At 68.5% G+C, this 24,622-nt stretch carries 27 protein-coding genes and 1 pseudogene; 15 read left to right on the forward strand and 13 right to left on the reverse strand.

What is annotated here, in order from left to right:
• The first annotated feature begins 1 nt into the window (after window position 1).
• The 7 genes and pseudogenes from ACFWPK_RS11045 (at window position 2) to ACFWPK_RS11075 (ending at window position 6,534) form a co-directional block, all read left to right on the forward strand.
• The gene (locus ACFWPK_RS11045) at window positions 2-817 is read left to right on the forward strand and encodes an ABC transporter permease (protein ID WP_378914446.1); all 816 of its coding nucleotides are present in this window, start codon (window positions 2-4) and stop codon (window positions 815-817) included.
• A complete protein-coding gene (locus ACFWPK_RS11050; RefSeq protein WP_378914447.1) occupies window positions 814-1,572 on the forward strand; it encodes an ABC transporter ATP-binding protein in 759 nt (252 codons plus the stop codon). The genes ACFWPK_RS11045 and ACFWPK_RS11050 overlap by 4 nt, the downstream gene beginning before the upstream one ends.
• Window positions 1,569-2,595: pseudogene (locus ACFWPK_RS11055) on the forward strand (ABC transporter substrate-binding protein). Before ACFWPK_RS11050 ends, ACFWPK_RS11055 begins: the two are co-directional and overlap by 4 nt.
• Window positions 2,592-3,692: an LLM class flavin-dependent oxidoreductase gene (locus tag ACFWPK_RS11060; protein ID WP_378914448.1), complete on the forward strand. Its 1,101-nt coding sequence runs from the start codon at window positions 2,592-2,594 to the stop codon at window positions 3,690-3,692. The pseudogene ACFWPK_RS11055 and the gene ACFWPK_RS11060 overlap by 4 nt, the downstream one beginning before the upstream one ends.
• Window positions 3,689-4,858, forward strand: coding sequence for an LLM class flavin-dependent oxidoreductase (locus tag ACFWPK_RS11065; RefSeq protein ID WP_378914449.1), 1,170 nt, complete (start codon window positions 3,689-3,691; stop codon window positions 4,856-4,858). The genes ACFWPK_RS11060 and ACFWPK_RS11065 overlap by 4 nt, the downstream gene beginning before the upstream one ends.
• A gap of 15 nt (window positions 4,859-4,873) precedes the next feature.
• Window positions 4,874-5,593, forward strand: coding sequence for a class II aldolase/adducin family protein (locus tag ACFWPK_RS11070; RefSeq protein ID WP_378914450.1), 720 nt, complete (start codon window positions 4,874-4,876; stop codon window positions 5,591-5,593).
• Window positions 5,590-6,534 (forward strand): ABC transporter substrate-binding protein, encoded by a 945-nt coding sequence (locus ACFWPK_RS11075; RefSeq protein WP_378914451.1) that lies wholly within the window; start codon window positions 5,590-5,592, stop codon window positions 6,532-6,534. The genes ACFWPK_RS11070 and ACFWPK_RS11075 overlap by 4 nt, the downstream gene beginning before the upstream one ends.
• Before the next feature lie 88 nt (window positions 6,535-6,622).
• On the opposite strand, the gene ACFWPK_RS11080 is transcribed toward ACFWPK_RS11075, so the two are convergent.
• Window positions 6,623-7,171, reverse strand: coding sequence for a hypothetical protein (locus tag ACFWPK_RS11080; protein ID WP_378914452.1), 549 nt, complete (start codon window positions 7,169-7,171; stop codon window positions 6,623-6,625).
• A 108-nt stretch (window positions 7,172-7,279) separates the two neighbouring features.
• Here ACFWPK_RS11080 and ACFWPK_RS11085 point away from each other — a divergent pair, with 108 nt between their 5' ends.
• Window positions 7,280-8,428 (forward strand): sensor histidine kinase, encoded by a 1,149-nt coding sequence (locus tag ACFWPK_RS11085; RefSeq protein WP_378914453.1) that lies wholly within the window; start codon window positions 7,280-7,282, stop codon window positions 8,426-8,428.
• Complete coding sequence (locus ACFWPK_RS11090; protein WP_378914454.1) at window positions 8,425-9,069, forward strand: response regulator; 645 nt, start codon at window positions 8,425-8,427, stop codon at window positions 9,067-9,069. The genes ACFWPK_RS11085 and ACFWPK_RS11090 overlap by 4 nt, the downstream gene beginning before the upstream one ends.
• 72 nt (window positions 9,070-9,141) lie before the next feature.
• Here ACFWPK_RS11090 and ACFWPK_RS11095 read toward each other — a convergent pair whose 3' ends face one another.
• The gene (locus ACFWPK_RS11095; RefSeq protein ID WP_378914455.1) at window positions 9,142-9,471 is read right to left on the reverse strand and encodes a hypothetical protein; all 330 of its coding nucleotides are present in this window, start codon (window positions 9,469-9,471) and stop codon (window positions 9,142-9,144) included.
• Window positions 9,472-9,568: 97 nt separating this feature from the next.
• On the opposite strand from ACFWPK_RS11095, the gene ACFWPK_RS11100 reads away from it, so the two are divergent.
• Together ACFWPK_RS11100 and ACFWPK_RS11105 are read left to right on the forward strand one after the other, a co-directional pair.
• Window positions 9,569-9,859, forward strand: coding sequence for a hypothetical protein (locus ACFWPK_RS11100; protein ID WP_174555379.1), 291 nt, complete (start codon window positions 9,569-9,571; stop codon window positions 9,857-9,859).
• Window positions 9,860-9,885: 26 nt separating this feature from the next.
• Window positions 9,886-10,470 (forward strand): NAD-dependent epimerase/dehydratase family protein, encoded by a 585-nt coding sequence (locus ACFWPK_RS11105; protein ID WP_378914456.1) that lies wholly within the window; start codon window positions 9,886-9,888, stop codon window positions 10,468-10,470.
• An 18-nt stretch (window positions 10,471-10,488) separates the two neighbouring features.
• Here ACFWPK_RS11105 and ACFWPK_RS11110 read toward each other — a convergent pair whose 3' ends face one another.
• The 8 genes from ACFWPK_RS11110 to ACFWPK_RS11145 all read right to left on the reverse strand — a co-directional run bounded on the left by ACFWPK_RS11110 (window position 10,489) and on the right by ACFWPK_RS11145 (window position 19,436).
• Window positions 10,489-11,739, reverse strand: coding sequence for a serine hydrolase (locus ACFWPK_RS11110; RefSeq protein ID WP_378914457.1), 1,251 nt, complete (start codon window positions 11,737-11,739; stop codon window positions 10,489-10,491).
• 47 nt (window positions 11,740-11,786) lie between these two features.
• On the reverse strand, window positions 11,787-14,525 hold the full coding sequence (locus tag ACFWPK_RS11115) for a fumarate reductase/succinate dehydrogenase flavoprotein subunit (RefSeq protein WP_378914458.1): 2,739 nt from the start codon (window positions 14,523-14,525) through the stop codon (window positions 11,787-11,789).
• Entirely contained in the window at window positions 14,522-15,238 is a 717-nt protein-coding gene (locus tag ACFWPK_RS11120) for an ABC transporter ATP-binding protein (RefSeq protein WP_378914548.1), read from the reverse strand. The genes ACFWPK_RS11115 and ACFWPK_RS11120 overlap by 4 nt, the downstream gene beginning before the upstream one ends.
• A 23-nt stretch (window positions 15,239-15,261) precedes the next feature.
• On the reverse strand, window positions 15,262-16,125 hold the full coding sequence (locus ACFWPK_RS11125; protein ID WP_378914459.1) for an ABC transporter permease: 864 nt from the start codon (window positions 16,123-16,125) through the stop codon (window positions 15,262-15,264).
• Window positions 16,122-17,552 carry an ABC transporter substrate-binding protein gene (locus ACFWPK_RS11130; RefSeq protein WP_378914460.1) on the reverse strand — a complete coding sequence of 477 codons (1,431 nt, stop codon included), beginning with the start codon at window positions 17,550-17,552 and terminating at the stop codon, window positions 16,122-16,124. Before ACFWPK_RS11130 ends, ACFWPK_RS11125 begins: the two co-directional genes overlap by 4 nt.
• A gap of 17 nt (window positions 17,553-17,569) precedes the next feature.
• Window positions 17,570-17,797, reverse strand: a complete 228-nt coding sequence (locus ACFWPK_RS11135; protein ID WP_056816936.1) for a ferredoxin family protein — start codon at window positions 17,795-17,797, stop codon at window positions 17,570-17,572.
• Window positions 17,797-18,573, reverse strand: a complete 777-nt coding sequence (locus ACFWPK_RS11140) for a GntR family transcriptional regulator (protein ID WP_378914461.1) — start codon at window positions 18,571-18,573, stop codon at window positions 17,797-17,799. Before ACFWPK_RS11140 ends, ACFWPK_RS11135 begins: the two co-directional genes overlap by 1 nt.
• Before the next feature lie 188 nt (window positions 18,574-18,761).
• Window positions 18,762-19,436, reverse strand: coding sequence for a hotdog domain-containing protein (locus ACFWPK_RS11145; RefSeq protein ID WP_378914462.1), 675 nt, complete (start codon window positions 19,434-19,436; stop codon window positions 18,762-18,764).
• A 158-nt stretch (window positions 19,437-19,594) separates the two neighbouring features.
• On the opposite strand from ACFWPK_RS11145, the gene ACFWPK_RS11150 reads away from it, so the two are divergent.
• Window positions 19,595-20,248: an HAD family hydrolase gene (locus ACFWPK_RS11150; RefSeq protein WP_378914463.1), complete on the forward strand. Its 654-nt coding sequence runs from the start codon at window positions 19,595-19,597 to the stop codon at window positions 20,246-20,248.
• Between the two features lies 1 nt (window position 20,249).
• On the opposite strand, the gene ACFWPK_RS11155 is transcribed toward ACFWPK_RS11150, so the two are convergent.
• Window positions 20,250-20,774, reverse strand: a complete 525-nt coding sequence (locus ACFWPK_RS11155) for a DinB family protein (protein ID WP_378914464.1) — start codon at window positions 20,772-20,774, stop codon at window positions 20,250-20,252.
• 144 nt (window positions 20,775-20,918) lie between these two features.
• Between ACFWPK_RS11155 and ACFWPK_RS11160 the strand changes: the two genes are divergently transcribed.
• The 3 genes from ACFWPK_RS11160 to ACFWPK_RS11170 all read left to right on the forward strand — a co-directional run bounded on the left by ACFWPK_RS11160 (window position 20,919) and on the right by ACFWPK_RS11170 (window position 23,155).
• Entirely contained in the window at window positions 20,919-21,416 is a 498-nt protein-coding gene (locus ACFWPK_RS11160) for a hypothetical protein (protein ID WP_378914465.1), read from the forward strand.
• Window positions 21,400-21,933: a MepB family protein gene (locus ACFWPK_RS11165; RefSeq protein WP_378914466.1), complete on the forward strand. Its 534-nt coding sequence runs from the start codon at window positions 21,400-21,402 to the stop codon at window positions 21,931-21,933. Before ACFWPK_RS11160 ends, ACFWPK_RS11165 begins: the two co-directional genes overlap by 17 nt.
• 286 nt (window positions 21,934-22,219) lie before the next feature.
• Window positions 22,220-23,155, forward strand: a complete 936-nt coding sequence (locus tag ACFWPK_RS11170; protein WP_378914467.1) for an ADP-ribosylglycohydrolase family protein — start codon at window positions 22,220-22,222, stop codon at window positions 23,153-23,155.
• On the opposite strand, the gene ACFWPK_RS11175 is transcribed toward ACFWPK_RS11170, so the two are convergent.
• Window positions 23,122-23,904 carry an ABC transporter ATP-binding protein gene (locus ACFWPK_RS11175; protein ID WP_378914468.1) on the reverse strand — a complete coding sequence of 261 codons (783 nt, stop codon included), beginning with the start codon at window positions 23,902-23,904 and terminating at the stop codon, window positions 23,122-23,124. The genes ACFWPK_RS11170 and ACFWPK_RS11175 overlap by 34 nt on opposite strands.
• Window positions 23,901-24,572, reverse strand: coding sequence for a FadR/GntR family transcriptional regulator (locus ACFWPK_RS11180; RefSeq protein WP_378914469.1), 672 nt, complete (start codon window positions 24,570-24,572; stop codon window positions 23,901-23,903). The genes ACFWPK_RS11175 and ACFWPK_RS11180 overlap by 4 nt, the downstream gene beginning before the upstream one ends.
• Window positions 24,573-24,622: the final 50 nt, after the last annotated feature.

The following is a 24,622-nucleotide window of genomic DNA, read 5'->3' on the forward strand; positions in this document are numbered from 1 at the left end:
CATGGCGACTCTCGCATTGGCTGCGCCCCGCGCGCGCGTTGCCCGGCAGCGGCCCCGGTGGTTGTCGCTGAGCCTGCGCGCCGCGCTGCCCGCCGCGATCGTGCTGGCCTGGTGGGCGGGTTCGGCGAGTGGCGCCATCTCGCCGCGGGTCATCGCGGGCCCCGGCGCGGTCTGGTCGGCCTTCGTGGAACTGTTCGACAGCGGCCAGCTGGTCGACTTCGCGCTCGCCTCGTTCTGGCGCGCGGCCGCCGGGGTGGCGATCGGCGTCGGCGTCGGCCTGGTGCTCGGCCTGCTGTCGGGCCTGTCCAGCCTGGGTGAGGAGTTGGTCGACTCGACCATGCAGATCGTGCGCGCGGTGCCGTTCCTCGCGCTGGTGCCGCTGTTCATCGCCTGGTTCGGGATCGATGAGCTGTACAAGGTGCTGCTCATCGCAGTGGCGACGACGGCGCCGATGTATGCCTATACCTATCTCGGCGTGCGCAATGTCGACCGCAAGATGGTCGAGGCGGCACGCAGTTTCGGGCTCACCGGAACCAGGCTCGTCGTCGAGGTGATCGTGCCCGCCGCGCTGCCCGGCATCCTGATGGCGCTGCGGGTGTGCCTGTCGATCAGCATCACCGCGCTCATCGCCGCCGAACAGGTCGGTACCCAGGAGGGCGTCGGCTATCTGGTGACACTGGCCCAGGAATACAACCGCACCGACTACATGGTGCTGTGCGTGGTTCTCTACGCGCTGCTCGGTCTGGTGTTCGACGCACTCGTACGGCTCGCGGAACGCTACGCGATGCCTTGGCGCAAGCAGGTGGCGATCCGATGACGACGACAGCAGCCGCGCCGATCGAGGTCGCGAGCCCAGCACCGGTGGCGGTGTCGATCACCGGACTGCGCAAGGCATTCGGTGAGAAAACAGTTCTCGACGGAGTCGACCTCACCATCCGCCGCGGCGAGTTCGTCGTGCTGCTCGGCCCGAGCGGCACGGGCAAGACCACGCTGCTGCGCCTGCTCACCGGACTCGAAACACCGGATACCGGTGAGGTATTGGTACCTGCCCGCCGAACGACCGTCTATCAGGAACCCCGCCTGATTCCCTCGAAGCGGGTGCTGGCCAATGTGATCGTCGGCCTGCGGCGCGGCAAGGCACAGCGCGACGCCGGCCTGCGCGCGCTGAACGAGGTTCACCTCGACGGCAAGGCAGGCCAGTGGCCCGCCACGCTGTCCGGTGGCGAAGCACAGCGCGCAGCGCTGGCCAGGGCGCTGGTGCGGGAACCGGAACTGCTGCTGCTCGACGAACCGTTCGCGGCACTGGACGCACTGACCAGGCTCCAGATGCAGGACCTGGTCGGCGATCTCGTCGCCCGGCACCGGCCCGCCGTCCTCATGGTCACCCACGACGTCGACGAGGCGATCCGGCTCGCCGACCGCGTGATCATCCTCGACCACGGCCGCTTCGCCGTCGACGAGGTCATCGACCTACCCCACCCGCGTGACCACACCGCACCCGAAACCCTCGGTTACCGAACGCGATTCCTCGCCCAGCTCGGCGTCGGACCACACCCAAGGAGCCTGTCATGACCGAAACCCTGTGGTACACCCGCTGCCCCGTGCCGACCGCCAGCGGTCTCGCGCACAGCCTCGGCTGGCTCGGCCAGACCGCGGCCGACGCGGGCCTCGAGTTCGGCGTCCTGCAGGACGCGGGCCCCGAGCTCGCCGGCCACCACTTCTCACACGACCTGTCCGGCCTGATCCGTGAGGGCGGCAATGTGCCCGCGCTGGCCGCCCGCGCGCAGGGTTCGCCGACCCGCCTGATCGGCCTCACCTGGATCGACGAGTCCCAGGCGATCCTGGTCGGCCCCGATTCGCCGGTCACCGACGCGGCGGGCCTGGCCGGTCTGCGCATCGGTGTCCCCGCCTGGGCGCAGGACCAGGCCCGTAGCTTCCCGCGCGCGATGGCGCTGCACGGCTTCGCCAACGCTCTGCGCCCCGCCGGGCTGACCCTGGCCGATGTCCGGGTCGTCGAGCTCGACGTCGAGCGGGATCCGCAGGTGCGCACCGCGATCCAGAACGCACGACGCTCGACGACGTGGGGTGTCGAGGAACTCCTCGACGGCACGGTCGACGCCATCTACGTCAAGGGCGCCCGTGCTCAGGAAGTCGCGAAGGAGAACGGATTGCGCGTCGCGGTCGACCTCGACGCCTCGGCCACCAAGCATCTGCGCGTCAATAACGGAACGCCGCGGCCGATCACCGTGCATGCCGATCTGCTCGAGTCCCGGCCCGAGGTCGTCATCGGCTTCCTCGCGCAGAGCCTGCGTGCCGCCGACTGGGCGGCCGGTGATCTCGACGGCGTCCGCGCGGTGCTGCAGCGCGAAACGCTGTCCGGGCCCGCGGGTGTCGCCGCGGCCTACGGCGACGAGTTCCATCGCGGACTGCACCCCCTCGCTCACCGCCGAACGCGTCGAACTGCTCGGCGTGCAGAAGCAGTTCCTCTACACCCACGGCTTCCTGGTCGCGGACTTCGACCTCGAATCCTGGGTCGCCCCTGAGCCGTTGGCTCGCGCGCAGGAGCTGGTAGCCGCCGAGCGGGTGCCCGCATGACCGAGTTCCACTGGCGGCTGCCCAGCCGCGGCGACGGCCGCCGTGCGAAGCCCGAACTGCGTGGTCGCGGTGGTTTCGGCGCGCCGACGCCGCCGACCGGGGCCACCGATGTCCGGCCCGGCCGGTTCGGCCCGTTCGACGATCTCGCCCAGATCATCGATGCCACCGAGCTGAACGGTTTCGACGGTGTCCTCGCGCCCTACGACCCGCTCGGCGAGGAATCCTGGATCGTGGCGGCGGCGGCCTTGCGCGCCACCCGCTACTCCCAGGTCACTGTCGAATTCCAGCCCGCCTTCGGCACACCGGTGTACGCGGCCAAGGTGTCGGCGACCCTGCAGCGGCACTCGGCAGGCCGGCTGAACTGGTGGCTGGCCGTCGACACCGACGACCGCGAGGCCCGCTCGCGCGGCGACCGCGTCACCGGTGACGAGCGCTACGACCGGGCCGCGGAATTCCTCACCGTCGCGCGCGGCGTCTGGAACGAGAACGAGATCGGCGCAGCGGGATTCGCGGGCACCGGCTTCGACTACTCCGGCCGCTACTACGACGTGATCGACGGTGGATTCCGCGGGATCCTGTCCGGTCTGCCGTTCCCGAGCGTGCACCTGAGCGGCACGTCACCCGCAGCGCTGGCGCTGTCGGCCGCGCACGGTGACCTCCACCTGTTCGTCGAGAGCCCCGACGGAATCGCCGGTGCCGTCGCCGAATTAGGGGAGCGGGCCATTGCAGCGGGACGCCGGGTACGGGTCGGCCTCGAGCTGCCGATCATCGCCAGGGAGACCGAGGACGAAGCCTGGGCCAGGGTCCACCGACAGTGGGCCGAGCTGGACCGCCCCGACACCGCGGCCGAACACACGCTCGGCGACGGCCGCTGGGCGGGCTTCGATGCCCTCGGCTACGACCAGCGCATCGGCCTGGTCGGCAGCTACGAGCAGGTGGCACAACAACTCTCGGCCTATGAGAGCGCCGGAGTGCAGACCTTCGTGCTGGCCGGACACCCGAACATCGAGGAAATCCACCGCGCCGGCGAACACCTGCTGTTCCTCGCCGACCCGATCGGCCGCACCCTCACCACCGCGCAGGAGCTCACCGCATGACCATCGACGTCTACTGGCGCATCGGCATGGAAGGCGACCATGCCTCCCTGCGCACCCCGCGCCGCTACAACCGGGGCAATGCGAGCGGCTACGGACCGGGCAACATCGCACCGGCAATCCGCGACGGCGCACTCGATCAGTACAGCTATCTCGACCATGTCGTCGCGGTCGCGAAAGCCTCGGAATCGGCGGGCTTCCTCGGCGGGCTGCTGCCGTCGTTCCCGGTGACCGACGACCCGTGGGCCGTGGCCGCCGCGCTGGCCGCCGAGACCACCACCTACCGTTTCATGGTCGCCTTCCAGCCCGGCTTCCTGCATCCGGTGCAGGCGGCCAGGATGTCGGCGAGCCTGCAGCGCGCCACCGGCGGGCGACTCGTCTACAACATCATCAGCGGTGGCGGCGGACCGGCCCAATTGTGGTGGGGCGACAAGGTTTCCCATGACGACCGGTACGCGCGAACGAGCGAATTCCTCGACGTGCTGCGCGGGGTATGGGACGGCGAACCCTTCGACCACGACGGCCGCTTCTTCCATACCGAGGGCGCCGCGCTACCGCCCGGACTGGCCGGACAGCCGTTCCCGGAGGTGTACTTCTCCGGCTCCTCGGGCGCCGCCGTCGCCGCCGCGGGCCGCCACGCCGACTACTACCTGTCCTGGCTCGAGCCCTACGCCGACCTGCGCGCCAAGTTCGACGGTGTCCGCCGCAACGCCGAAACAACGGGCCGCACACCCATGTTCGCGGTTCGCATCGACATCGTCGCCCGCCACACCGAGGAAGCGGCCTGGGCCGAGATCGAGAAAGGCTGGGCCTTCGTCGACCGCGACGCCGCCAATCGCGCCGCCAAGGGCGACTCGGTCGGGGCCGCCCGCATCGCGGGGTGGGTGCCCGAAACCATCACCGGCTACCGCGATCTCGAGGTCCAGCCCAATGTCTGGGCCGGATTCAGCCTGATCCGCGGTGGCCCCGCCTTCGGCCTGGTCGGCAGCTACGAGCAGGTCGCCCAGCGGCTCGACGAACTGATCGGCCTCGGCGTCGACGCCTTCATCCTCGCGGGCAACCCGCACCTGGAAGAGGCCTACCGGGTCGGCGAGGAAGTCCTGCCGCTGCTCGGCCGCTCCCGGCTCACCACCCCGTCCACCGACACCGTCCTCGCGACGGCCCGATAACGCAGGAGTCATTCGATGAGCACCACCGAAACCCGTCTGCCGGAGGCTGTCACGGCCTTCGCCGAAACGGTCACCCGCGACGCCGACACCGCGTTCCGGGTGTTCCGGGAGACCGGCACCGTCACCGGCAACGGCACCGTCAACTTCGTCGAGCGGGTGCCCGGCGAGGAGATCGCCGTCGCCCTCAACGCGCCCGGCCCGTGGGCCGACGACCGCACCGTCGAGCCCGTCGTCGCCACCTTCGACGGAGAAGTGCTGTCCGGCAAGGGCTCCGCCGGATTCGTCACCGGCTACGCGAAGGTGTTCCGCGCCCACCCCGAGATCACCTCCGTCGTCCACATCCATACGCCGTGGCTCGGCGGCTGGGCTCAGACCCACCGCCCGCTGCCGATCCGCTACGCCGCTTCGCAGCGACTCACCCTGTCGCGCGAGATCCCGCCGCACATCGACCGCACGATCGGCGCGGGCGATTTCATCCTCGGCCGCCTCGAGGTCGACCCGCACCTGGTCGCGATCTTCGAGGCCAACGGTGGCGCCAATGTGATCGGTCGCGCCGGTCTGCTGGAGCTGGCGAAGTTCGTCGTGCTGCTCGAGGAGGGCGCGCAGTACCAGGCGATCGCCGAAACCCTCGGCGGCTCGGTCGAATTCGATCCGTCGAACCTCGCCGTGCAGTGGCAGCGCAGCGGTCTGGCCGACGAAGCCCGTCGCCTCGGCCTGATCGGAGACGCGCGATGAGCATCCGGGTCGGCTACTTCCCGCACAACAACTCGCTGTTCGTCCTGCGCCACCGTGGGATCTTGGAACGCCTGCTGCCAGACGTCGAGTGGGTCGACCTGCGCGCACTGCCGCACCCCGACCGCGTCGACCCCAAAACCGCACTGCCGGGCGAACATTCGGACTGGCTGTTCACCGAGGGCGGCTACGACATCATCGGCACGGGTTTCACCCCGCCGCTCACCGCGCTCGCCAACCAGCGCGACATCGTCTACCTGGGCATCTCGGGCCCGCGCGTGGAGAACGGAAGGCTGGTCGCGACCGCGGCCAGTGGCATCACCTCCGCGGCGGATCTGAAGGGGAAACGGGTCGGGATCGCGCACGGCTCGTGGCAGACCACGCTGCTGCTGTTCGCCCTCGATCAGGCCGGTCTCACCTGGGCCGATGTCGAGCCGGTCGACGTCGATGTGCGCGGTGGCGGCTCCGCGCTGCTGGCAGGCGAACTCGACGCCTGGGTCGGCACCTACCCCGGCCTGCGGGAAATCGAGGCGGCCACCGAGCTCACCACCCTGGTCGACACCGCCTCGGTGTTCAGCCACCCGTCGCTGTGGTTCACCCGCCGCGACCTGGCCGAAGGCAACCGCGCCGCGGTGGCAGCGGTGCTGGCCGCGCTGCAGGAATCCGACGCCTGGATCGCCGCGAATCCGCGCGAGGCGGCCCAGTACTTCGTCGACGACGCGCAGGCACGCGGCCTGCCCGCCGATCTGGACGCCTGGGAGTCGGCGCTGCGCGGCCGTCCGTTCGGCGTGCACCCGGTGAGCGCGGACTTCCTCGACGAACAGCAGCGCGCCGCCGACCTCCTCGCGGCGAACGGGCTGCTCCCGCGCACGATCGACGTGCGGTCCGCGGTGCTGCCGTGGATCGGTGAGGTCGTCACCGAACAGACCGCCGCCACCGTCTGAGCCATCGACGAGCGATACTCCGGGTGACCCAGTTGGGTCACCCGGAGTATCGCCCGATATCAGTGCGGCCCGAGTACCGACTATCGGCTCAGCCGTTACGCGACCCCGTGATCCATACCGGCCCGGTGACCAGCCAGATCACGGTGATCACACCGAGGCTGCCGAATACCCCCATCAGCTGCTCGCGCTGCTCGGCATCGGCGACCGTATAGCTCAGCACCAAGGTGAGCGCGCCGGCGATGGCAGCCGCACCGAGCCAACGGGAGAAATCGGCCCACTCCTTGCGGGTGCGCTCGGGCCCGTATTTCGGGACCTTCACCGGAACCGGCCCACCGGCGAACCGGTGGGCGAACCGCTCATCGGCCCACCGGATGATCCGGCCACCGAACATCACCGTGCAGCCGAGATAGATCCCGGCGACCCGATGGGCGAAGGTCACCTCACCGCCACGATGCAGGTCGATCGCCACCGCCACCACCAGCACCACATCCAGCACCGGCACCAGCGCCAGCGTCACCGTGCTCGCGCGCGGCAGCCGGATCGCGTAGCGCAGTAGCAAACCGCCCACCACCAGCACCCAGAAACCGACTTCGCACGCGGCGATCGTCAGCAATACAGGGTTCCTCAGTTCGTCCATTCCCACACTGTGCCGGGGACACCGCAGGACCGTCGTCCCGCTTCGGGTCATAGCTCGGTCCGCCTTTCGGGGGACCCGCGGCGTCACGGCGGTGTGCTGAAATGAGGCATGCCCCCACCCCGCACGCCCCTGAGCCGGCTCGCGGAAGCCTTCGACAGCGCGACCGCCGCCGCCGTCGGGGTGTTTCTGGTGGGGCTGCTGCTGTGGGCCGCGGGTGGCTGGGCGGTCGTGGTGGACCGCGACCTGTATCCGCCGCCGGCGAAATTGGCGCTGCTCGGCGCGGCGTTCGTGATCCAGATGACCGCGCAACGCAGGCCCGCCCTCGGCTTCGGCCTGATGGTCGCCCTTCTGGCCGGTGACTTCGTGTTCGGACCGTCGCTGCCGCTGTGGATCGCGCTGACCGACGTGATCTACCTGGCCGTCAGCACCGGATCCGACCGGCTGGGCGCGGTGGTCGCCTGGTTCTCGCTGACGGTCACCGTGGGCGGCTCGCTGCTCGCGCTGACCGTGTTCGGCGTCAGAGCGGCGTTGTACACCGGCCTGATCGGCGTCGCACTCACCTGGTCGCCGCTCGGTTACGCGCGCGCGGTAAGGGCCTCGCGCCGCACGGTCGACGCTGAACGCGACGCCGCTCGCGCCGAGCTCACCGCGCGCGACGCCGAACGGTCCGCCGCGATCGGCGAGGAGCGCAGGCGATTGGCCCGAGACCTGCACGACGCGGTGGCAGGCCACGTCTCCGCGGTCGCGATCCTGGCCGAAGTGGCGCAGAAGGATCCCGGCAATATGGCGGTCCTGCGGACGATCCGCTCGGGCAGTCTGGCCGCACTGGAAGAGATGCGAACGACCATCGAGTTGCTGACCGCACCCGACGACACCGCGGTGACCACGCGACTGTCCTCCCTGGACGGCCTGATCGACGCGGCCGAGGCCGCGGGCGGCGCGGTGACCTTGCGACGGCCGGGAGACCTCGAACTGCCCATCGCGATCGAGGCCGTCGTCACCCGGATCCTGAGCGAGACCCTGACCAACGCGACCAAACACGCACCCGGCGCACCACTCGACATCGAATTGAGCCGCGATGCGACACGCTTGGTGATGACCGCGACGAATTCGATCCCACCGGGAGCAGCCCAGGGTCAGGGAAATGGATTGCGCAACATGATGTTTCGCGCGGAATCGGTCGACGGCACGATCACCGCGGGCCCACACGACGGCACCTGGCGCGTGTGCGCGCGAATTCCACTGGGGGACAAGTGACAGTGACCGTACTGGTGGCCGACGATCACGCCACCATCCGAGCGGGCCTGAAGATGCTGCTCGAAGTCTCCGGCGAAGTGCGGGTGATCGGCGAAGCGGCCGACGGCGCCGCCGCGGTGCGGCAAGCCCGTGCCCTGAGCCCCGATGTGGTGCTGATGGATGTGCGCATGCCGCGCGTCGACGGGCTGGAGGCCACCGCCGCCGTCGTCGCCGAGACCAGCGCGAAAGTGCTGGTACTCACCACCTTCGCCATCGACGAATACGTCCTCGGCGCGCTCTCGGCCGGTGCGAGCGGATTCCTGCTCAAGTCCGTCGGCGGCGACGACCTGGTCAGCGCCGTGCTGGCCGTCGCCGACGGAGACGCTGTCCTCGATCCGAAGGTGACGCGCGCGGTGATCGCCGCGCTGCCCCGCCTGGGGGACATCCCGCCCGCGCCGGACCTGTCCGCGCTCACCGACCGCGAACGACAGGTACTCGCCGGTCTCGGCGCCGGTCTGTCCAACATTCAGATCGGCACGCGCCTGCGGATCGGCGAGGCCACGGTCAAAACGCACGTCTCCCGGGTGCTGAGCAAGCTCGGCGTGCAGTCGCGCGTGCAGGCCGCCGTGATCGCATCGCAGTCCGGTCTCGATCTGCCCTGACCGCGATCGGGGGCGAAACCGACGATGTCCCGGTACCTCGTGGGATACCGGGACATCAGGTCGGAACGGGGCTCAGCGTGCAGGTTGCGGGTCGGACTGTTCCGGACGGATCCGGCGTGATTCAAACCAATAAGTCAGGAAAACGGTGGCGTAGGAAACCATTACCACTGCTGCGGTTACCAGAAGAAACGCGAAGAACAAGGGAATCAGGAAAGCCATCGTGCCCTCCTCGCGGTACGGTAGTCGTGCGATGAAGGTGGTGGTCAGCGCCTCGTCGCGCCGAATCTGAACAAGCCCCGCACGTTCGATAGTAGGGGCACGGCGCGACGCGGGCACGGATCCGCGCGTGTGACGGCGGTCATGATTTGCGCGGAGTGTCGCCCACGTCACCGAAATGCCCATGAGGTTGAATGTTCAACATATCTGGGTTCTACCGCGTCACGAGTTCTCGACATCGGCTTCACCACGAACAACCGACGAAGGAGCACCGATCGTGAGCATGATCCTGGCCGCAGTGCACGACACATATGGCATCGTTGTCGCCCAGGTGGGCAATCCCACGCCGGAGGCACCGCCGATGGCCGACAAAGTGATGCAGCTGGGCCGGTATTTCACCTGGATGATCCTGTTATCCGGCGTCACCGCCATCACCTACGGCGGTGGCCGCTTCGCTTGGGAGAAGTGGAACGGCGGCGGTCTGCAGTCGCCGAAGATGATCGCCAGCGCCATGGCGGGCGGCGCGGTCGCCACCAGCGCGGGCACGATCATGAACGCGGTCATCGGGGCCTGAATACCGCCCCCGCTACTGTCGGGGGCGTGCGTATCTTTCTCGCGGGCGCCACGGGCGTCATCGGATCACGGTTGCTGCCACTGCTGGTCGGCGCCGGTCACGAGGTGGCCGGCCTGACCCGTTCCCCGGGTAAAGCGGCGGCCGTCCGCGCGAGTGGAGCCTGCGCGGTGGTCCACGACGTCTACGACGCCGACGGCCTCACCACCGCGGTAATGGACTTCGCCCCGGAACTGGTCATGCACCAGCTCACCGACCTCCCCGACGACGTGGCGCGACTGGCCGCCTCCGGCGAGGCGAACTCCCGTATCCGCACCGAGGGCACTGTCAATCTGCTCGCGGCCGCCGCGGCCGCCGCGGCGACACGGTTCATCGCCCAGAGCATCGCTTGGGCACCGCCCGCGGGCCGCGGTGCGGCGATCGCGACCCATGAATCCGCCGTCCTGGCCGCGGGCGGCGTGGTGCTGCGTTACGGCCAGTTCTACGGTCCCGGAACGTACTACGAGTCGACCCCACCGGCGCATCCCCGAATTCACATCGACACCGCCGCCACACGCACACTCGATCTGCTCGAGGCGCCGACCGGCGTCGTGGTCGTCGTCGATCCCGAATAGTGCCTTCTGCTGGTCCGATCAGGGACGAAAGAGCCGGCGGGCAGGGGCCAGCGGGTGCAGGGTGTCGGAAATCTGGGCGACCAGCTGCCATGGTCGATCGAGATCGGTGGTCGCTTTGCCATTGGTCAGAACGGCACCCGACAGGCCCCGGTCGGGGTCGGCCCAGCCGTACTGGGTGGTGAGGCCGCTGCGGCCGAAGTGCGATCCGGTGTCGCGGCCGAATTTCGAGCGGCGGGCACCGAGCTCGAATCCGGCGCGGCTGACGCGACCGGCCAGGCCGGGCATGCGATCGGCGGGGGCGATCGCGTCGCGCAGCGTGCCGGGACCGATGATTCTTCTTCCGTCCAATTCGCCACCGCGCGCGAGTATTTCGTAGAAGCGCGACAGTTCGTAGGCGGTGGTGACCAGGTTGCCGGAGGGGAGTTCGGCGGCGAGGAAGGCGTCGTTGGTCGCCTTCGACGCCTTGTCCATATGGCCGCCCAGGGCCTTGTTCGCCAGGAATCGGGCGAGGCGGGGCTGCGGTGGGCCGGTCTTCACGCTGGGCACGACCTTGCCGACATCGACGGGATCGACGCCGAAGTTGGTCCAGCGGAAGCCGAACGGTGTCAGCACCTGGTCGGCGAGGTGCTCGCGCATCCGCTTGCCGGTCGCGCGCTGGACGAGCAGTCGCTGGATCAGTCCGCTGGTCAAGGCGTGGTAGACGCGGAAACGGCCGGGTGGCCAGCTCGGCACCAGATCGGTGAGGGCCGCGAGGGCCAGTTCCTCGTCGAGCACCGCGGCGGTTCCGCTGTGCGGTGCGGTGATGAACGGAATGCCCGCCGAATGCGACAGCACATCGCCGATGGTGATCACGCCTTTGCGGTGGGCCGCGAACTCGGGAATATATTCGGCCACAGGGTCTTTCAGCGCGAACGCGCCCTGCTCGATGAGCATGAACATCAGGGTGGCGGCGACACCCTTCGCGGTGGAGAACCCGCAGAACGGTGTCTGCGGTGTCGCCGGGATCCGCTCGGCGTCCGGTCCGTCGCTCGGTGCGTTGCCCCAGCCGTGACCGATGGTCCGGTTCAGGACGATCCCGCCGTTGCGCCGCAGGCAGACCTGAATGGCCGGTGTCGTGCCCATCGCATACCACGCGCGCACCGACGCCCAGATCGCCTCGACGTCGGCACGCGACGACCCGGCATCGGCCGGATCGTCCTCGTGGCCGATCGTGGTCACCGCGTCCAGATCCTCGGTAACCCTCACCAACGTGGCCGGAAGTGCACTCATCGGGCCAGCCTACCGACGGCGAGCTGTGATAATCCTGAGCGTGGCGGTCATGCCCTGGCCTCGGTCAGGGGCGCGTCGGCACGAACGGCGTCGACCGGTACGCGACCCGCGGCGGTCACCGCGCGGCGGGCGTAGGCACGGACGTCGGCGTCGGGATCGGCGATCGCCGACTCCAGCGCGTCGAGGGCGGCGGCGCTGCTCGGCCAGGTGGACAGGGCGAGTACCGCCGCCTTGCGCACGTCGAGGTGACGGTCGGTGATTGCCTCGCCCAACGGCACCACGCCCGATTCCGGGGTCGAACCCGCCAGTCCACGCGCCGCACCGACACGCACCTGCCATGCGGAATGGTTGAGTGCCGCAGCGAGTTCGGCGATATCCGGCTCGGCGGTGCCCAGTGCGGCATACGCGGTGAGCGCGGCGGCGCGGACCAGGGGATCGGGGTCGCCCGCGAGCACGCGGATCACCTCGACACCGCCGTCACCGATCGAGGCGAGCCCGTGCGCGACCGCGATGCGCACCTCACGGTTGGCATCGCCCGCGATCGAGGACACCGCATCGGCGTCGTCGAGCGAGACCAGCGCGCGCACCGCCTCGATCCTGACTCGATGGTCGGTATCACCCAGTGCCGCACGGTAATCCGATGCCGATCCGGCCCGCAGCGCGCGCAGCAGATCGACCACGGTCGCACGGACCAGGGGATCGGGGGAGCGCAGATGCTCGCTCAGCGCACCGGCCCCCGCGAGTACCTCGACCAGTTCCCGCAGGCTCTCGGTGGCCGCTCGGCGCACCGCGGCCGCCTCGTCGCCCAGCGCCCGCACCAGCTCGTCGGCGAATCCGTCCGGAGTGTTCTCGGTGAGCACCGACAGCGCCGCGACCCGCACCACCGGATCGGCATCGGTGAGGTAGCTCGAAAGGTCCTCGACCGCAGGTGAATCCAGTGCGAGCAGGGTGACCAGCCGAGGCGAGGACGGCGATACCGGCGCGGCCACGGTGCGGACGGGGGCCTCGCGCTGTGGCGCCCGTGTTCCCACCAGTTCGGGCTGCGCGATCACTTCGACGATCGGCTCGGCCGAGGGCACATCGTCGAGACCGGGCACCGGAACCAGATAGGGCGCCACCGAACGCTTCACGAATTCCATCGCCCCGTCGACCGTCTTGCGCAGGTTCAGATGGAAATTCCACGACTCGTCGTCACGCTCGGGCAGATCGGCGCGATCGTGATAGAGACCCCACCGCGACTCGGTGCGGGTCAGCGAACTGCGCGAAGCCATTTCGGCGCAATCCCGGATGAACTGCACCTCGACGGCGCGCATGAGTTCGTGCGGTGTCTGCGCGCCGATGCCGTCGACCTCGGCACGCATCCGCTCGAAGGTCTCCACAGCGATCGAGAGCTTGGCCGCCGTTTTCGGCGGCGCCACATAGTCGTTCACGAACCGGCGCAGCTTGTATTCGACCTGTGGCTGCGGTGGGCCCTCTGGCTGGCGCAACGGCCGGTAGATCAGGTCGTGGGCGTCGGCGAGTTGGTCTTGGGGCAGGTCGGCCGGTGCGTCGATCCCGGCCAGTGTCGACGCCGCGTGCGCGCCCGCCAGATCGCCGTAGACGAACGCGCCGATCATGTAGTTGTGTGGCACGCACGCCAGGTCACCCGCCGCGTACAGGCCGGGCACCGTGGTTCGCGCGTTCTCGTCCACCCAGACACCGGACGCGGAATGTCCACCGCACAAACCGATCTCGGAGATGTGCATCTCGATATCGTGCGTGCGGTAGTCGTGCCCGCGATTGGCGTGGAAGGTTCCCCGGGTGGGGCGCTCGGTGGTGTGCAGGATCGATTCGAGTGTCGACAGCGTCTCGTCCGGCAGGTGCGACACCTTGAGATAGATGGGCCCGCGGGCGGATTCGATCTCCTGCTTCACCTCGGCCATCATCTGACCCGACCAGTAGTCGGAGTCGACGAACCGTTCACCCTCGGCGTTGACCTGATAGCCACCGAACGGGTTGGCCACATACGCGCAGGCAGGGCCGTTGTAGTCCTTGATCAGCGGGTTGATCTGGAAGCACTCGATTCCGGAGAGTTCCGCACCGGCGTGGTAGGCCATCGAGTAGCCGTCACCGGCGTTGGTGGGATTCTCGTAGGTGCCGTACAGGTAGCCCGACGCGGGCAGGCCGAGCCGCCCACAGGGGCCCGTCGCCAGAATCACCGCTTTCGCGGCCACCTCGACGAATTCGCCGGTGCGCGTGTTCAACGCGGCCGCCCCCACCGCGCGTCCGCCCGCGGTGAGCACCCGCACCGGCATCAGCCGGTTCTCGATGCGGATCTTCTCCCGCATCTTCCGCTGCCGCAGCACGCGATAGAGCGCCTTCTTCACATCCTTGCCCTCGGGCATCGGCAGCACATACGACCCGGACCGGTGCACCCGGCGCACCGCGTACTCGCCGTATTCGTCCTTCTCGAACTTCACCCCGTAGCGCTCGAGCCGCTGCACCATCGCGAAACCCCGTGTCGCCGTTTGATATACGGTGCGCTGGTCGACGATGCCGTCGTTGGCGCGAGTGATCTCGGCGACGTAGTCCTCCGGTTCCGCCTTACCCGGGATGACGGCGTTGTTCACGCCGTCCATGCCCATGGCCAGCGCGCCGGAATGCCGCACATGTGCTTTCTCGAGCAGCAGCACGTTCGCGCCGGACTCGGCGGCGGTGAGCGCGGCCATGGTGCCCGCGGTGCCGCCACCGATGACGAGCACATCGCAGTCCAGACGGATGCGATCGGACAGTTCGGGAATGTTCACAGAGCCTCCAGGATTCGGGCCCGCAGGGCGCTGCGGTCCACCGGTTCGCGCGCGTCGGGCACCTCGACGACCGCGCGTAGCGAACCGGCGCCGAGCACGGCGATCCGGTCGCCGAGCAGCAGGGCCTCGTCGAGGTCGTGGGTGACGAAAACGATCGTGGTCGGGTGTGCGCGCCAGGTGTCGACGAGCAGGCGCTGCATCTCCGAACGCGTCTGGCTGTCGAGCGCGCCGAACGGCTCGTCCATGAGCACCGCGCGGGGCGAGCCCGCGAGGCTGCGGGCGAGCTGAACCCGTTGGCGCATGCCGCCGGACAGATCGCGCGGAAGATAGTCGGCGTAGCCGCTGAGCCCCACCTCGTCGAGCCAGCGTTGCGAACGCGTCGCGCGCTCGTTCCGGGATACTCCCCGAAGGCGCAGCGCCAGATCGATATTGGCGCGAGCGGTGCGCCACGGAAGCAGCGCGTCGTCCTGGAACACCAGCGCGCGATCGGCGGACGGGCCGGTGACGGTGTCCTCATCGGCGCGGATCACGCCGGCGGCGGGTTTGCGCAGCCCGGCGATCGCGCGCAACAACGTCGACTTGCCACAACCGGATTTGCCGACCAGGACCAGGATCTCACCCGCCGCGACCGTCAGATCGAAGTCGTGCACCACGGTTGTGGGTCCATAGCTGATACGGACGGCCTCGAGGCTCAACCGCATGCCGACGGACACGGCAGGTGCGGCGGTGGTCGTGGTCATGAGGCAACCTCTCGCGGCAGCCATCGGGTCACCCGACGGCCTGCCAGTTCGACGATTCCGGAGGTGAGGAAACCGAGTACACCGATGGTGATCATCCCGACGAACACGGCCGGGTAGTCGACGATGGTGTAGGACTGCCAGGTGCGGTAGCCGATGCCGAGGCGTCCGGAGATCATCTCGGCGGAGATCAGGCAGATCCAGGCCACGCCCATGCCTACCGAGAGCCCGCTGAACACACCGGGCAGGATGCCGGGCACGACGACACGGGTCAGCACCTCCCGCCGCGAGGCGCCCAGCGTGCGGATGGCGTCCTCCCAGATGGTCGGCAGCGCCCGCGTCGCATGCCGGGTACTCACCAGCACCGGGAACAACGACGCGGTGAAAGTGATGAACACGATGCCGGATTCGTCGCTGGGGAACAGCAGGATCGCCACCGGCACCAGCGCGATCGCCGGAATCGGCCGGATCAGCTCGGCCAGTGATCCGAACACGTCGGCCAGCAGTCGCGACCGGCCGAGCCCGATGCCCGCCAGCACCCCGACGACCGCGGCCAGACCGAATCCGGTGACGATCCGGATGAGCGACTGCGCCACGTCGAGGTAGTACTGGCCGGTCCCGAGATGTTCACCGAACTCGGTGACGATCTCGGTCACCGTCGGCAGGGTGTCGAACCGGAGTCCGGCGCGCACGTTGCCCGCGGTGAGCAGCTGCCACAGACCGATGGCCGCCGCCACCGAGGTGACCCGGATCGCCCGCGACACCCAGACCGACCTGGTGGGTGCGCCGTCGCGCTGAGCAGTGGAATCGGTGCGGTCGGTATCGGCCCTGATCGGGGTGGTCAGCCCGGATGCCGTGCTCATCCGCGGACTTCCGTCACGGCCTGCTCATAGGAGACCGGTGCGGCGGTGGGATGGGAACCGCGGTAGCGGTCGGCCGCTGCCTGCGTGGTGAACGGCAGATACTGGGTGCCCTCGCGCAACCAGATGGCCTTGTCGGCGAACCAGCGAGTGCCCAGCTCGGCATCGGGGACATACACCGCGCGAATCGTCTTGCCCTGCGCCTTGGCTGCCTGCACCGCCCGCAACAAGCAGCCGGGGTTCGCCGCGGGCTGGGGCTTGTTCGCACCGTCGACCCAGACTTCGCCGGCGAGTGCCGGATCACTCACCGCTACAGCGCAGATCGGATCTGTACCGGTCACCTTGCTCGGGTTGACTCCCGACGCCAGCGTGGCGTCGTAATCCCCGCGGCCGGTCTCGGCGAAGGCCTTGCGCAGCGGTCCGTCCTCCACGAAGGCGTCGATGTCGAGATCGGCGAAATCTCCGATCGACTTCAGGTAGTTGACGTCATCCTTGAACGCCGCGAGCAGGTTCGCCTTGAGCGTGGTGTCGAAACTGGTACCGCCAGGGCCGTTGTAGAGATAGACGACCTCTTGCGGCAGGCCCGACCCCTTGGCGACGAGATCGGCTGCCTCGAAGGGCTTCTCGTTGAGGAACGCGGTCGCGTCCAGCTGTGCGGCGAGGAACGCCTGCAACACCTCCGGATGGTCGGCCGCGTAGGCCCGGCGCGCCACCACGCCGTGGAAAGTCGGCACATTGAGCTCGGCGCCGTCGTAGAGCAGCTTGGCCTTGTTCTGCTGCACCAGCAGACCGGGCCACGCCACGAACTGCGACAGGGCGCTCACCTGGTGTGATTCCAGCGCGGTCGCCCCGACCTGCGGCTGCTGGTTGAGCACCTCCACACCCTTGGCCGGGTCGATCCCGGCCCGGCTCAGCGCCTGCACCAGGGTGCCGTGGCCCGCCGAACCCACGCTGGCCGAGATCTTCTGCCCGGCCAGATCGGTCAGCGAGCGAGCCGGTGAATCATTGGGCACCACCACCATGTTCAGCGCGCCCTTGGGGTTGTAGCCGGTGATCGACACCAGCTCGGTCCGTGCGCGTTCATTGGCCTGCGTGCGAGATCCGTTGATCAGCAACGGATAATCGCCCATCGAGCCGATATCGATCTTCTCGGCCACCATCTGAGCGGTGATCGGCGCGCCGGTGTCGTAGTCCTGCCACTCCACCTGATACTTGGCGCCGCCACCGTCGGTGATCTTCTGCAGCCGCTGCTCCAGGTAGCCCTGTGCTTTCAGCAGCGTGCCCGCGGTGACGGTATTGATGGTCTTGGACTGGTAGCCGACGACGACCTTGACGGTGCCCGCCGGTGCGGCGTCGGTACTTTCGAGCGAGCAGCCCGCCGTGGTGAGCGCGAGAGCCAGTGCGACAGGGGCGAATCGAGTGATCTTCATGCGTGGGGTTCCCGGGTTCAGCGGAGCAGATAGGGCATGTTGACGGTGACGGCGCCGGTGGGGCAGCGCGCCGCGCACGGCCCGCAGTACCAGCACTCGTCGACGTGCATGTAGGCCTTGCCCGAATCATCGTGGATGGCAAGGGAATCGAGCGGACACATGTCCACACAGAGAGTGCAGCCGGTGATGCACAGTGACTCGTCGATCGTCACCGGGACGTCGGCGCGCTGGGGGACCAGTGCCATTACAGGACCTTCCATTCGGGGGTGCTGCGGGTGAGGCTGCCGCGCATGGTGATGCGGTCACCGCGCATGCGGATGTATTCGAGATCGACGGGACGCCCGTCGTCGAGGTGGGTGAGGCGTTCGAGCATGAGCAGCGGCGCACCGGCCGGGGTGTCCAGGGTGGTCGCGGTGTGTGGGTCGGCCGCGACGGCTTCGAGTGCGAGGTCGGCGGCGCCCAGCGATTGCCCGGTGACCTGCTCGAGCAGCACGAACACGTCGGTGGTCTCGAGGTCGTGGGTGAGCAGCTCGGTGCCGATGTCGGGCGCGAGGTAGGTGAGGTCGAGGCTCAGCGGCAGATCGGCGAGAAACCGCAGCCGTTCGATGTAGACGACCTTGTCGCCAGGGGCCAACTCGAGCCGGCGCGCGACGGCCGGAGGAGCGGTGATCGTGGTGGCGGCACGGACCTCGTTGCGGACGGTGCCGTGTCCTTTGAGGGTCTCCTGCAGGCCGAGCAGGGCATCGAGGCCGTGGTCGAACTTGCGGGCGGCGACCCTGGTGCCCAGTTTCGGGGCGCGATCGATGAGCCCCTCGTCGCGCAACAGCGCCAGCGCTTCGCGCACGGTATTGCGGGAGGTGCCGTGCTCGGCGGCGAGTTCCTGCTCGCCGGGCACCGTGCCCGCCACCGCGCCCGCCAGGATCTGGTGGCGCAGGATATCGGCGACCCGGCGCGCCCGATCGGCGCGCTGACCGCGGATCGGAGTGGGCTCCGGCGCCCCTGTTTTCTCGCTGACCTGCATGAACAGCGACGATAGCGGCGATTACGCGGCACTCGGCCCGCCGCGATTCCGGCGTGAATTCAGGGGATGTTTCTACGCCGGGTGGCGATTCGCGCGACCTGCGGGTATCAGCCGGGAAACCGCTATTGCGCCACCTCGGGGCACGCGGCCGACATTGCGATCACGTCGATCGCAATGTCGGAACGGATTCAGGGCTGGCCGGGGTTGAGCACGATGAACAGTCCCTTCGCCTCGGCGCACAGACGTTCGTCGTCGTGCAGCGTCGCCCGTAGGTACACCTTGCGGCCCTCGACGCGTTCGGTCCACGCGCGGACCGTCAGTTCGCGATTGAGCGGCGTGATCGACCGGTAGTCGAGGGTGAGCGAGGCCGTGCGGGTCACCGACTTGGTGGACAGCGCGGCGGTCATGCCGATGATGTCGTCGAAAGCGAGCGCGATGTGCCCGCCGTGGGCGGCGTTGTTGCCGCCGAGGTGGAAGGTGCGGAAGGTGACCTTCGCGGTGACACCGTCGCGGTCACCGCTGATCACCGTGTACGGCGGCAGGGTGATGTTGCCGCGCGCGGGCAGGTCGGTGCGCGACCAGCTGGGCGAGGACCACTCGTCCACCACCGCCTCCTCGAGGCGGGCATTGAGCTGCTCGAGGATGGCGATGGCCTCCTTGGCGAGCTCGTCGGACGGGCTCACCAGCCGCGCCCGGTCCATCAGCACGCGGGCCTGTTCGATCAGTTCGCCGTAGTGCGGCCCGCCCGCGGTCGACTCGCCGCTGCGATCCTTGCGTGCCTGGATCAGCTCGGCAACCGGCCGGAATCCGCCTTCGTGATGCTTCTCGTCCGGGAGCGAGCTGCCGACCTGTGTATCGTCCATATGCAACACGTTATCGCTGCCCAGCTGGATGTTCGCGTCGGGGATCGGTGTCAGGTCAACTAGGCTGGGTGCCGATCACCGAGTAGGTCTCCTTGGTACCGGAGAGTCGGCGCACCGTCGGTGGTGCCCCTCCGGGTGAGCGGCGAAAGGCTGAACGCATGGGTATCGCGGCGGTTGTGTTCGACATGGATGGTGTGCTGATCGATTCCGAACCCATCTGGGAAAAGGTCAGGCACGATTACGTCGTTCTGAAAAATGGTCGGTGGCAACCGGATTCGCAGAAGAAGATGATGGGGATGAGCACCGTCGAGTGGTCGTCGTACCTGGCCGACGATCTCGGTGTGGCCGCACCGGCCGACAAGGTCGCTGCCGACATCATCGATCTGATGGCCGACGAATACGCTCACCACGTTCCGCTGCTGCCCGGCGCGATAGACGCGGTGCGGCGGTGCGCGGGCTCCTGGAAACTCGGCCTGGCCAGCTCTTCGCCTGCCGCGCTGATCGATCTGGTGCTCGCGAAGGCCGGGCTGATCGACTATTTCACCGTGGTGCTGTCCACCGAGGAGGTCGGTCGCGGCAAGCCCGCACCCGATGTGTACCTCACCGTCGCGCAGCGCCTCGGCCTGGATCCGAACGCCTGTACGGCCGTGGAGGATTCGACCAACGGGCTGCTCTCCGCGCACCGCGCCGGGATGCGCCTGATCGCGGCGCCGCGCCCGGAATTCCCCCCGCTGCCCGACGCGCTCGCCCTGGCCGCGGCGGTCATCGACGATCTCGACCAGCTCACCGCCGATGTCGTGATCGGTACCTGACTCAGAAGCTGCCGGTGACGCCGTCGATCCGCTCGCGCAGCAGGTCGGCATGGCCGTTGTGGCGGGCGTATTCCTCGATCATGTGCAGGTACACCCAGCGCAGGGTGTAGTCGTCGCTGCGCCACGGTACGTGGAACACGTGGTCGAGGGAGAGGTCGGCGACGGCGGCGTCGCAGTCGGCGATCTCGGCGTGGAAGGCGGCGAAAACCTCCTCGGCGGGCAAGGATGCGAGGTCGTCGAAGTCGGCGTCGGGCTCGACCGGGGAGCTGTAGACCGGTTCGACCTCCTCGCCCGCCGCGGACAGCCGGAACCAGCCCCGCTCCACCTCGGTCAGATGCCGGACGAGCCTGAGCAGCGACAGCGACGACGGCTCCACCGACCGCTTCGCGAGCTGTTCACCGTCGAGTCCACCGCATTTGCCGAGCAACGTCTGGCGATGAAAGTCCAACCAGGACTGCAACATTGCCCGCTCGTCAGCGCCTACCAGGGTCCTGGTCGGCTCGAGTTCGGGTGCTTTCCACGTCATCGGGGCGAGGCTACCCGCCGCCATATCGCGGTGCAGCCCGACTTCAGTCGCCGGTGAACCGTGTGGCCGAATCACCCGGAAGATACGTCACCGATTCATCGGTCCGGCTCTCCGGTGTCCTTACCGATCCGGCACACTGGCCCGATGGGTGAGCAAAGCGACGACCAGCCCGAAGTCGTAGTCCACGTCGGTGACGGCTCGGAGGAGCCACACCCCGTCGATCCGGCCCGGCCCGGCGCCTCCGCCACCGATCCGGCCCCGGAACACCCGTTCCTCCTGCTGACGCGCACCCCGACCGACTACATCCAGGCGCGCTACCTCGATGACGGCACCTACGAACTCGAGCACACCACCGGCGCCGAGCATCGCCAGCTGTTCACCACCGACGCCCTGCTCGTCCGTGACATCGTCTGGTCCTGGGTCCAACGCGATACCTGGTGGTCCGACACCGTCGCCTGGACCACGGTCGACCCCGCCATCGCCGAACTCCAGGCCCTGCACACCGAACTCTCCGACATGCTCGACGGCATCTCCGTCATGGACTCCGTCGCCGACGAACTGGACCAAGCCCTCTCCCGCGCCGACGAACTCCTCGAGGACTTCGATCTCGAATTCGACGGGACCGATGATCGTGCATCCTGACGTGGTCGAGGCACGCAATCTCATCGCTGTGCTGGGACTGGACATTTCGGCCGCGGTTCCCGAGGCGGAGAACGCTGATTACGGAGCATTCGTGTCCGGGATCGGCGGTAGCGCTGTCCGGTTCCGGGTAGGCAAGCAAACTCCGACGAAGGTGGGCGTGTTCGTTGCCGTGTGGCGGCGTGCCGAGGACGGTTCGACGGAGCCTTTCGCCGCCGAAGACTGCGCCGATCTACTGGTGATCACCGCCCGCGCGGGACCGCGTTTCGGACAGTTCGTATTCCCGAAGAGCGCACTTGTCGAGCACGGAATCGTGTCGGTCGCCGGTCGTGGCGGCAAGCGCGGGTTCCGGGTGTACCCGCCGTGGTCGGTGGTGGAGAACAAGCAGGCGCGACGCTCGCAGGAGTGGCAGTGCCGCTACTTTCTCGATCTCGGGAATATCGATCCGCAGGCCGCCCGGGATCTCTACGAACCGGTGCGCCCTCGATCTGACACATCGGACGGCGACGAGACGCGCTGATGTGAATTACAGTGGCGCCGTGGGGATTACCGAATACGGTCCGGGCGATGTCGTGTATTTTCCGGCGGGCCCGTTCAGCGGCATCTGCGGTGTTGTACAGGAGGTCGATGCTCGGCGGGCGGAGCTGCGCATCGAATTCGGGGAGGGGACCGTTCACCGGGAAGGGAATGTTCTGCGGGAGCGGCGGCATAGGTTGACAGTCGGATTCGACGAGGTCGAGTTGGTGTAGCCCGTTCGGAGTTCGTCTTGCGGCGCTTGCTCCGAATGGGCGATGATTGCGTCCAGCATGCTGAATTCCGATCCCTCGTTCGACAGCCTCGAAGGCTTATCCGTAGGGGATGCGCTGGGCGCTCAATTCTTCGTCCCCGGGCGCTCCGTCCCTGATCTGCTCGCCGGACGAGCGCCGGCCGCACCCTGGCAATGGACCGACGACACCGAGATGGCGTGCTCGGTGTACGCCGAAATCCGAGACCGCGGCGGTGTGGATCGCGATGCGCTCGCGGCCGCATTCGCGCAACGGTGCGAACCGTATCGCGGCTACGGTCCCGGCACAGTTGTTGTGTTGCACGAGATTCGCGACGGGCGGCCGTGGGCCGAAGCCGCGGGTGCCGTATTCGACGGGCGCGGGTCGTGGGGAAATGGTGCGGCGATGCGGGTGGCGCCCCTCGGGGCGTATTTCGCCGGAGATCCGGATCGGGCGGCAGCGCAGGCAGCGCTGTCCGCCGAGGTGACCCATCGGCACCCGGAAGCGATCGTGGGTGCGATGGCCGTCGCGGTCGCGGCCGCACATGCGGCAGTCACGCGCGAAAAGGGCTGTACGCCTGATGAATTGCTGCTGGCAGTCGTGCCGTATCTGGTCGACGGGCTCACCGCGCAGGGTGTCCGTCGCGCCCGGCAATTGCTCGGCCGAACGGTAGCCGAAGCGGCCTACGAACTCGGCAACGGCGCACGGGTCAGCGCTCAGGACACCGTGCCCTTCACATTGTGGGCAGCCGCCACCTATCTGGACGACTATCCGGCGGCGGTCCGCGCCTGCGTCGAGGCGGGCGGAGACGCCGACACCACGGCCGCGATCGTCGGCGGAATCGTGGCGGCCCACACCGGGACCGGAATCCGGGATCGCACCCGTGGGATCCCGGAGCAGTGGCTCATTGCGCGCGAACCACTGCCCGAATGGGTGGTGGGTCCTCAGCGGGCGCGGGCGCTCCAGCGGCCGTCGTAGCGGACTTCGATCGGGTGGGCGAAGGCCGTGGAGACGTGGTCGGTGGTGATGACCTCGGTGGCGGGGCCGGCGGTGACGGTGCGGCCGTCGGCGATGAGCAGGGCGTGGGTGGTGGTGCTCGGGAGTTCCTCGAGGTGATGGGTGACCAGGATCGAGGCGACCTCGGGGTGGGTGTGATCGAGGGTGTCGATGGTGGTGAGGAGTTGTTCGCGGGCGGCCAGGTCGAGGCCGGTGGACGGCTCGTCCAGGAGCAGGACTCTGGGGTCGCTGATGAGGGCGCGGGCGATGAGGGTGCGGCCGCGTTCGCCCTGGGACAGGGTGGGCCAGATGTCGTCGGTTTTGGTGGACAGGCCGAGGGTGTCGATGATCGCGTCGGCGCGGGCGAGGTCCTCGGAGGTGGGTGACCACCGCATCGGAGTATCGATCGTGCCGGTGACTCCGGTGAGGACGACCTCGCGCACCGTGAGCGCGTAGCGCAGGGGGTGACGCGGGTTGACGTGGCCGATCGAGCGGCGCAACCGGGCCAGCTCCACCCGGCCGAACTGTTCGCCGAGCACCTGCACGGCCCCGGTGGTGGGGAAGGTGACGGCGCCGCAGAAGCCGAGCAGCGTGCTCTTACCCGCGCCGTTGGGGCCGAGCAGTGCCCAGTGCTCACCCGCCCGAACCGTCAGCGAGATGCCGTTGATGATCTTCTTGCCGTCACGACGGAATGTCACGTCGTCGAGTTCGATCACGGGGGCGCCGGTCATGTGAAGGCCTCCTTCAAAGCGGACAGGTGGGTGCGGCTGAATTCCGCGGCGGCAGTAGGGGTTCGATCGGCGATCGCCTGGGCGAGCTGCTCGTGCGCGAAGTGGTCGGCCTGCTCGGAGCGGACCGGGCGCAGCGCGAGCATGTCGATCATGGCCAGGCGCAGGCGCGGGAGGAAGCTGTCGAACAGCTGGGTGAGCACGTCGTTGTGGGCGGCGACGATGACCGCGCGATGGAAGGCCATGTCGGCGTCGACGTGATCGGCGACGGTCTGGCCCTCGGCCCGACGACCCGCCAGAGCGCGGCGGATGGCCCGCAGGTCAGCAGGCGTGCGTCGTTGCGCGGCGAGCGCGGCGGCCTCGGCCTCGATCGCGATGCGCGCCTCGATCACCGCGGCGATCGTGGCGCCACGCAGCACGACATCCCAGTCCTCGGACACGTCGAGGGCGGTCACGAACACCCCGGAACCCTGCCTGCTGTCGAGCACACCTTTGCCCGCGAGTTCCCGGATCGCCTCGCGCAGGGTCGAACGGCCGACGCCCAGCTGGGCGGCGAGCAGCGTCTCGCCCGGTAATCGATGGCCCAGCGGCCACTCGCCCGCACGGATTCGCGCGAGCAGGAGTTCAGCCGCTTGTGCGGCCAGCGGCTGACGTCGTACCTGCGATACCACCGGCAAACCTCTCTACTTGTCTGAGGAGTTGTGGGTAGAAGTGTACCCAT

Source organism: Nocardia sp. NPDC058519 (genome assembly GCF_042719755.1).
Classification (GTDB): Bacteria; Actinomycetota; Actinomycetes; order Mycobacteriales; family Mycobacteriaceae; genus Nocardia.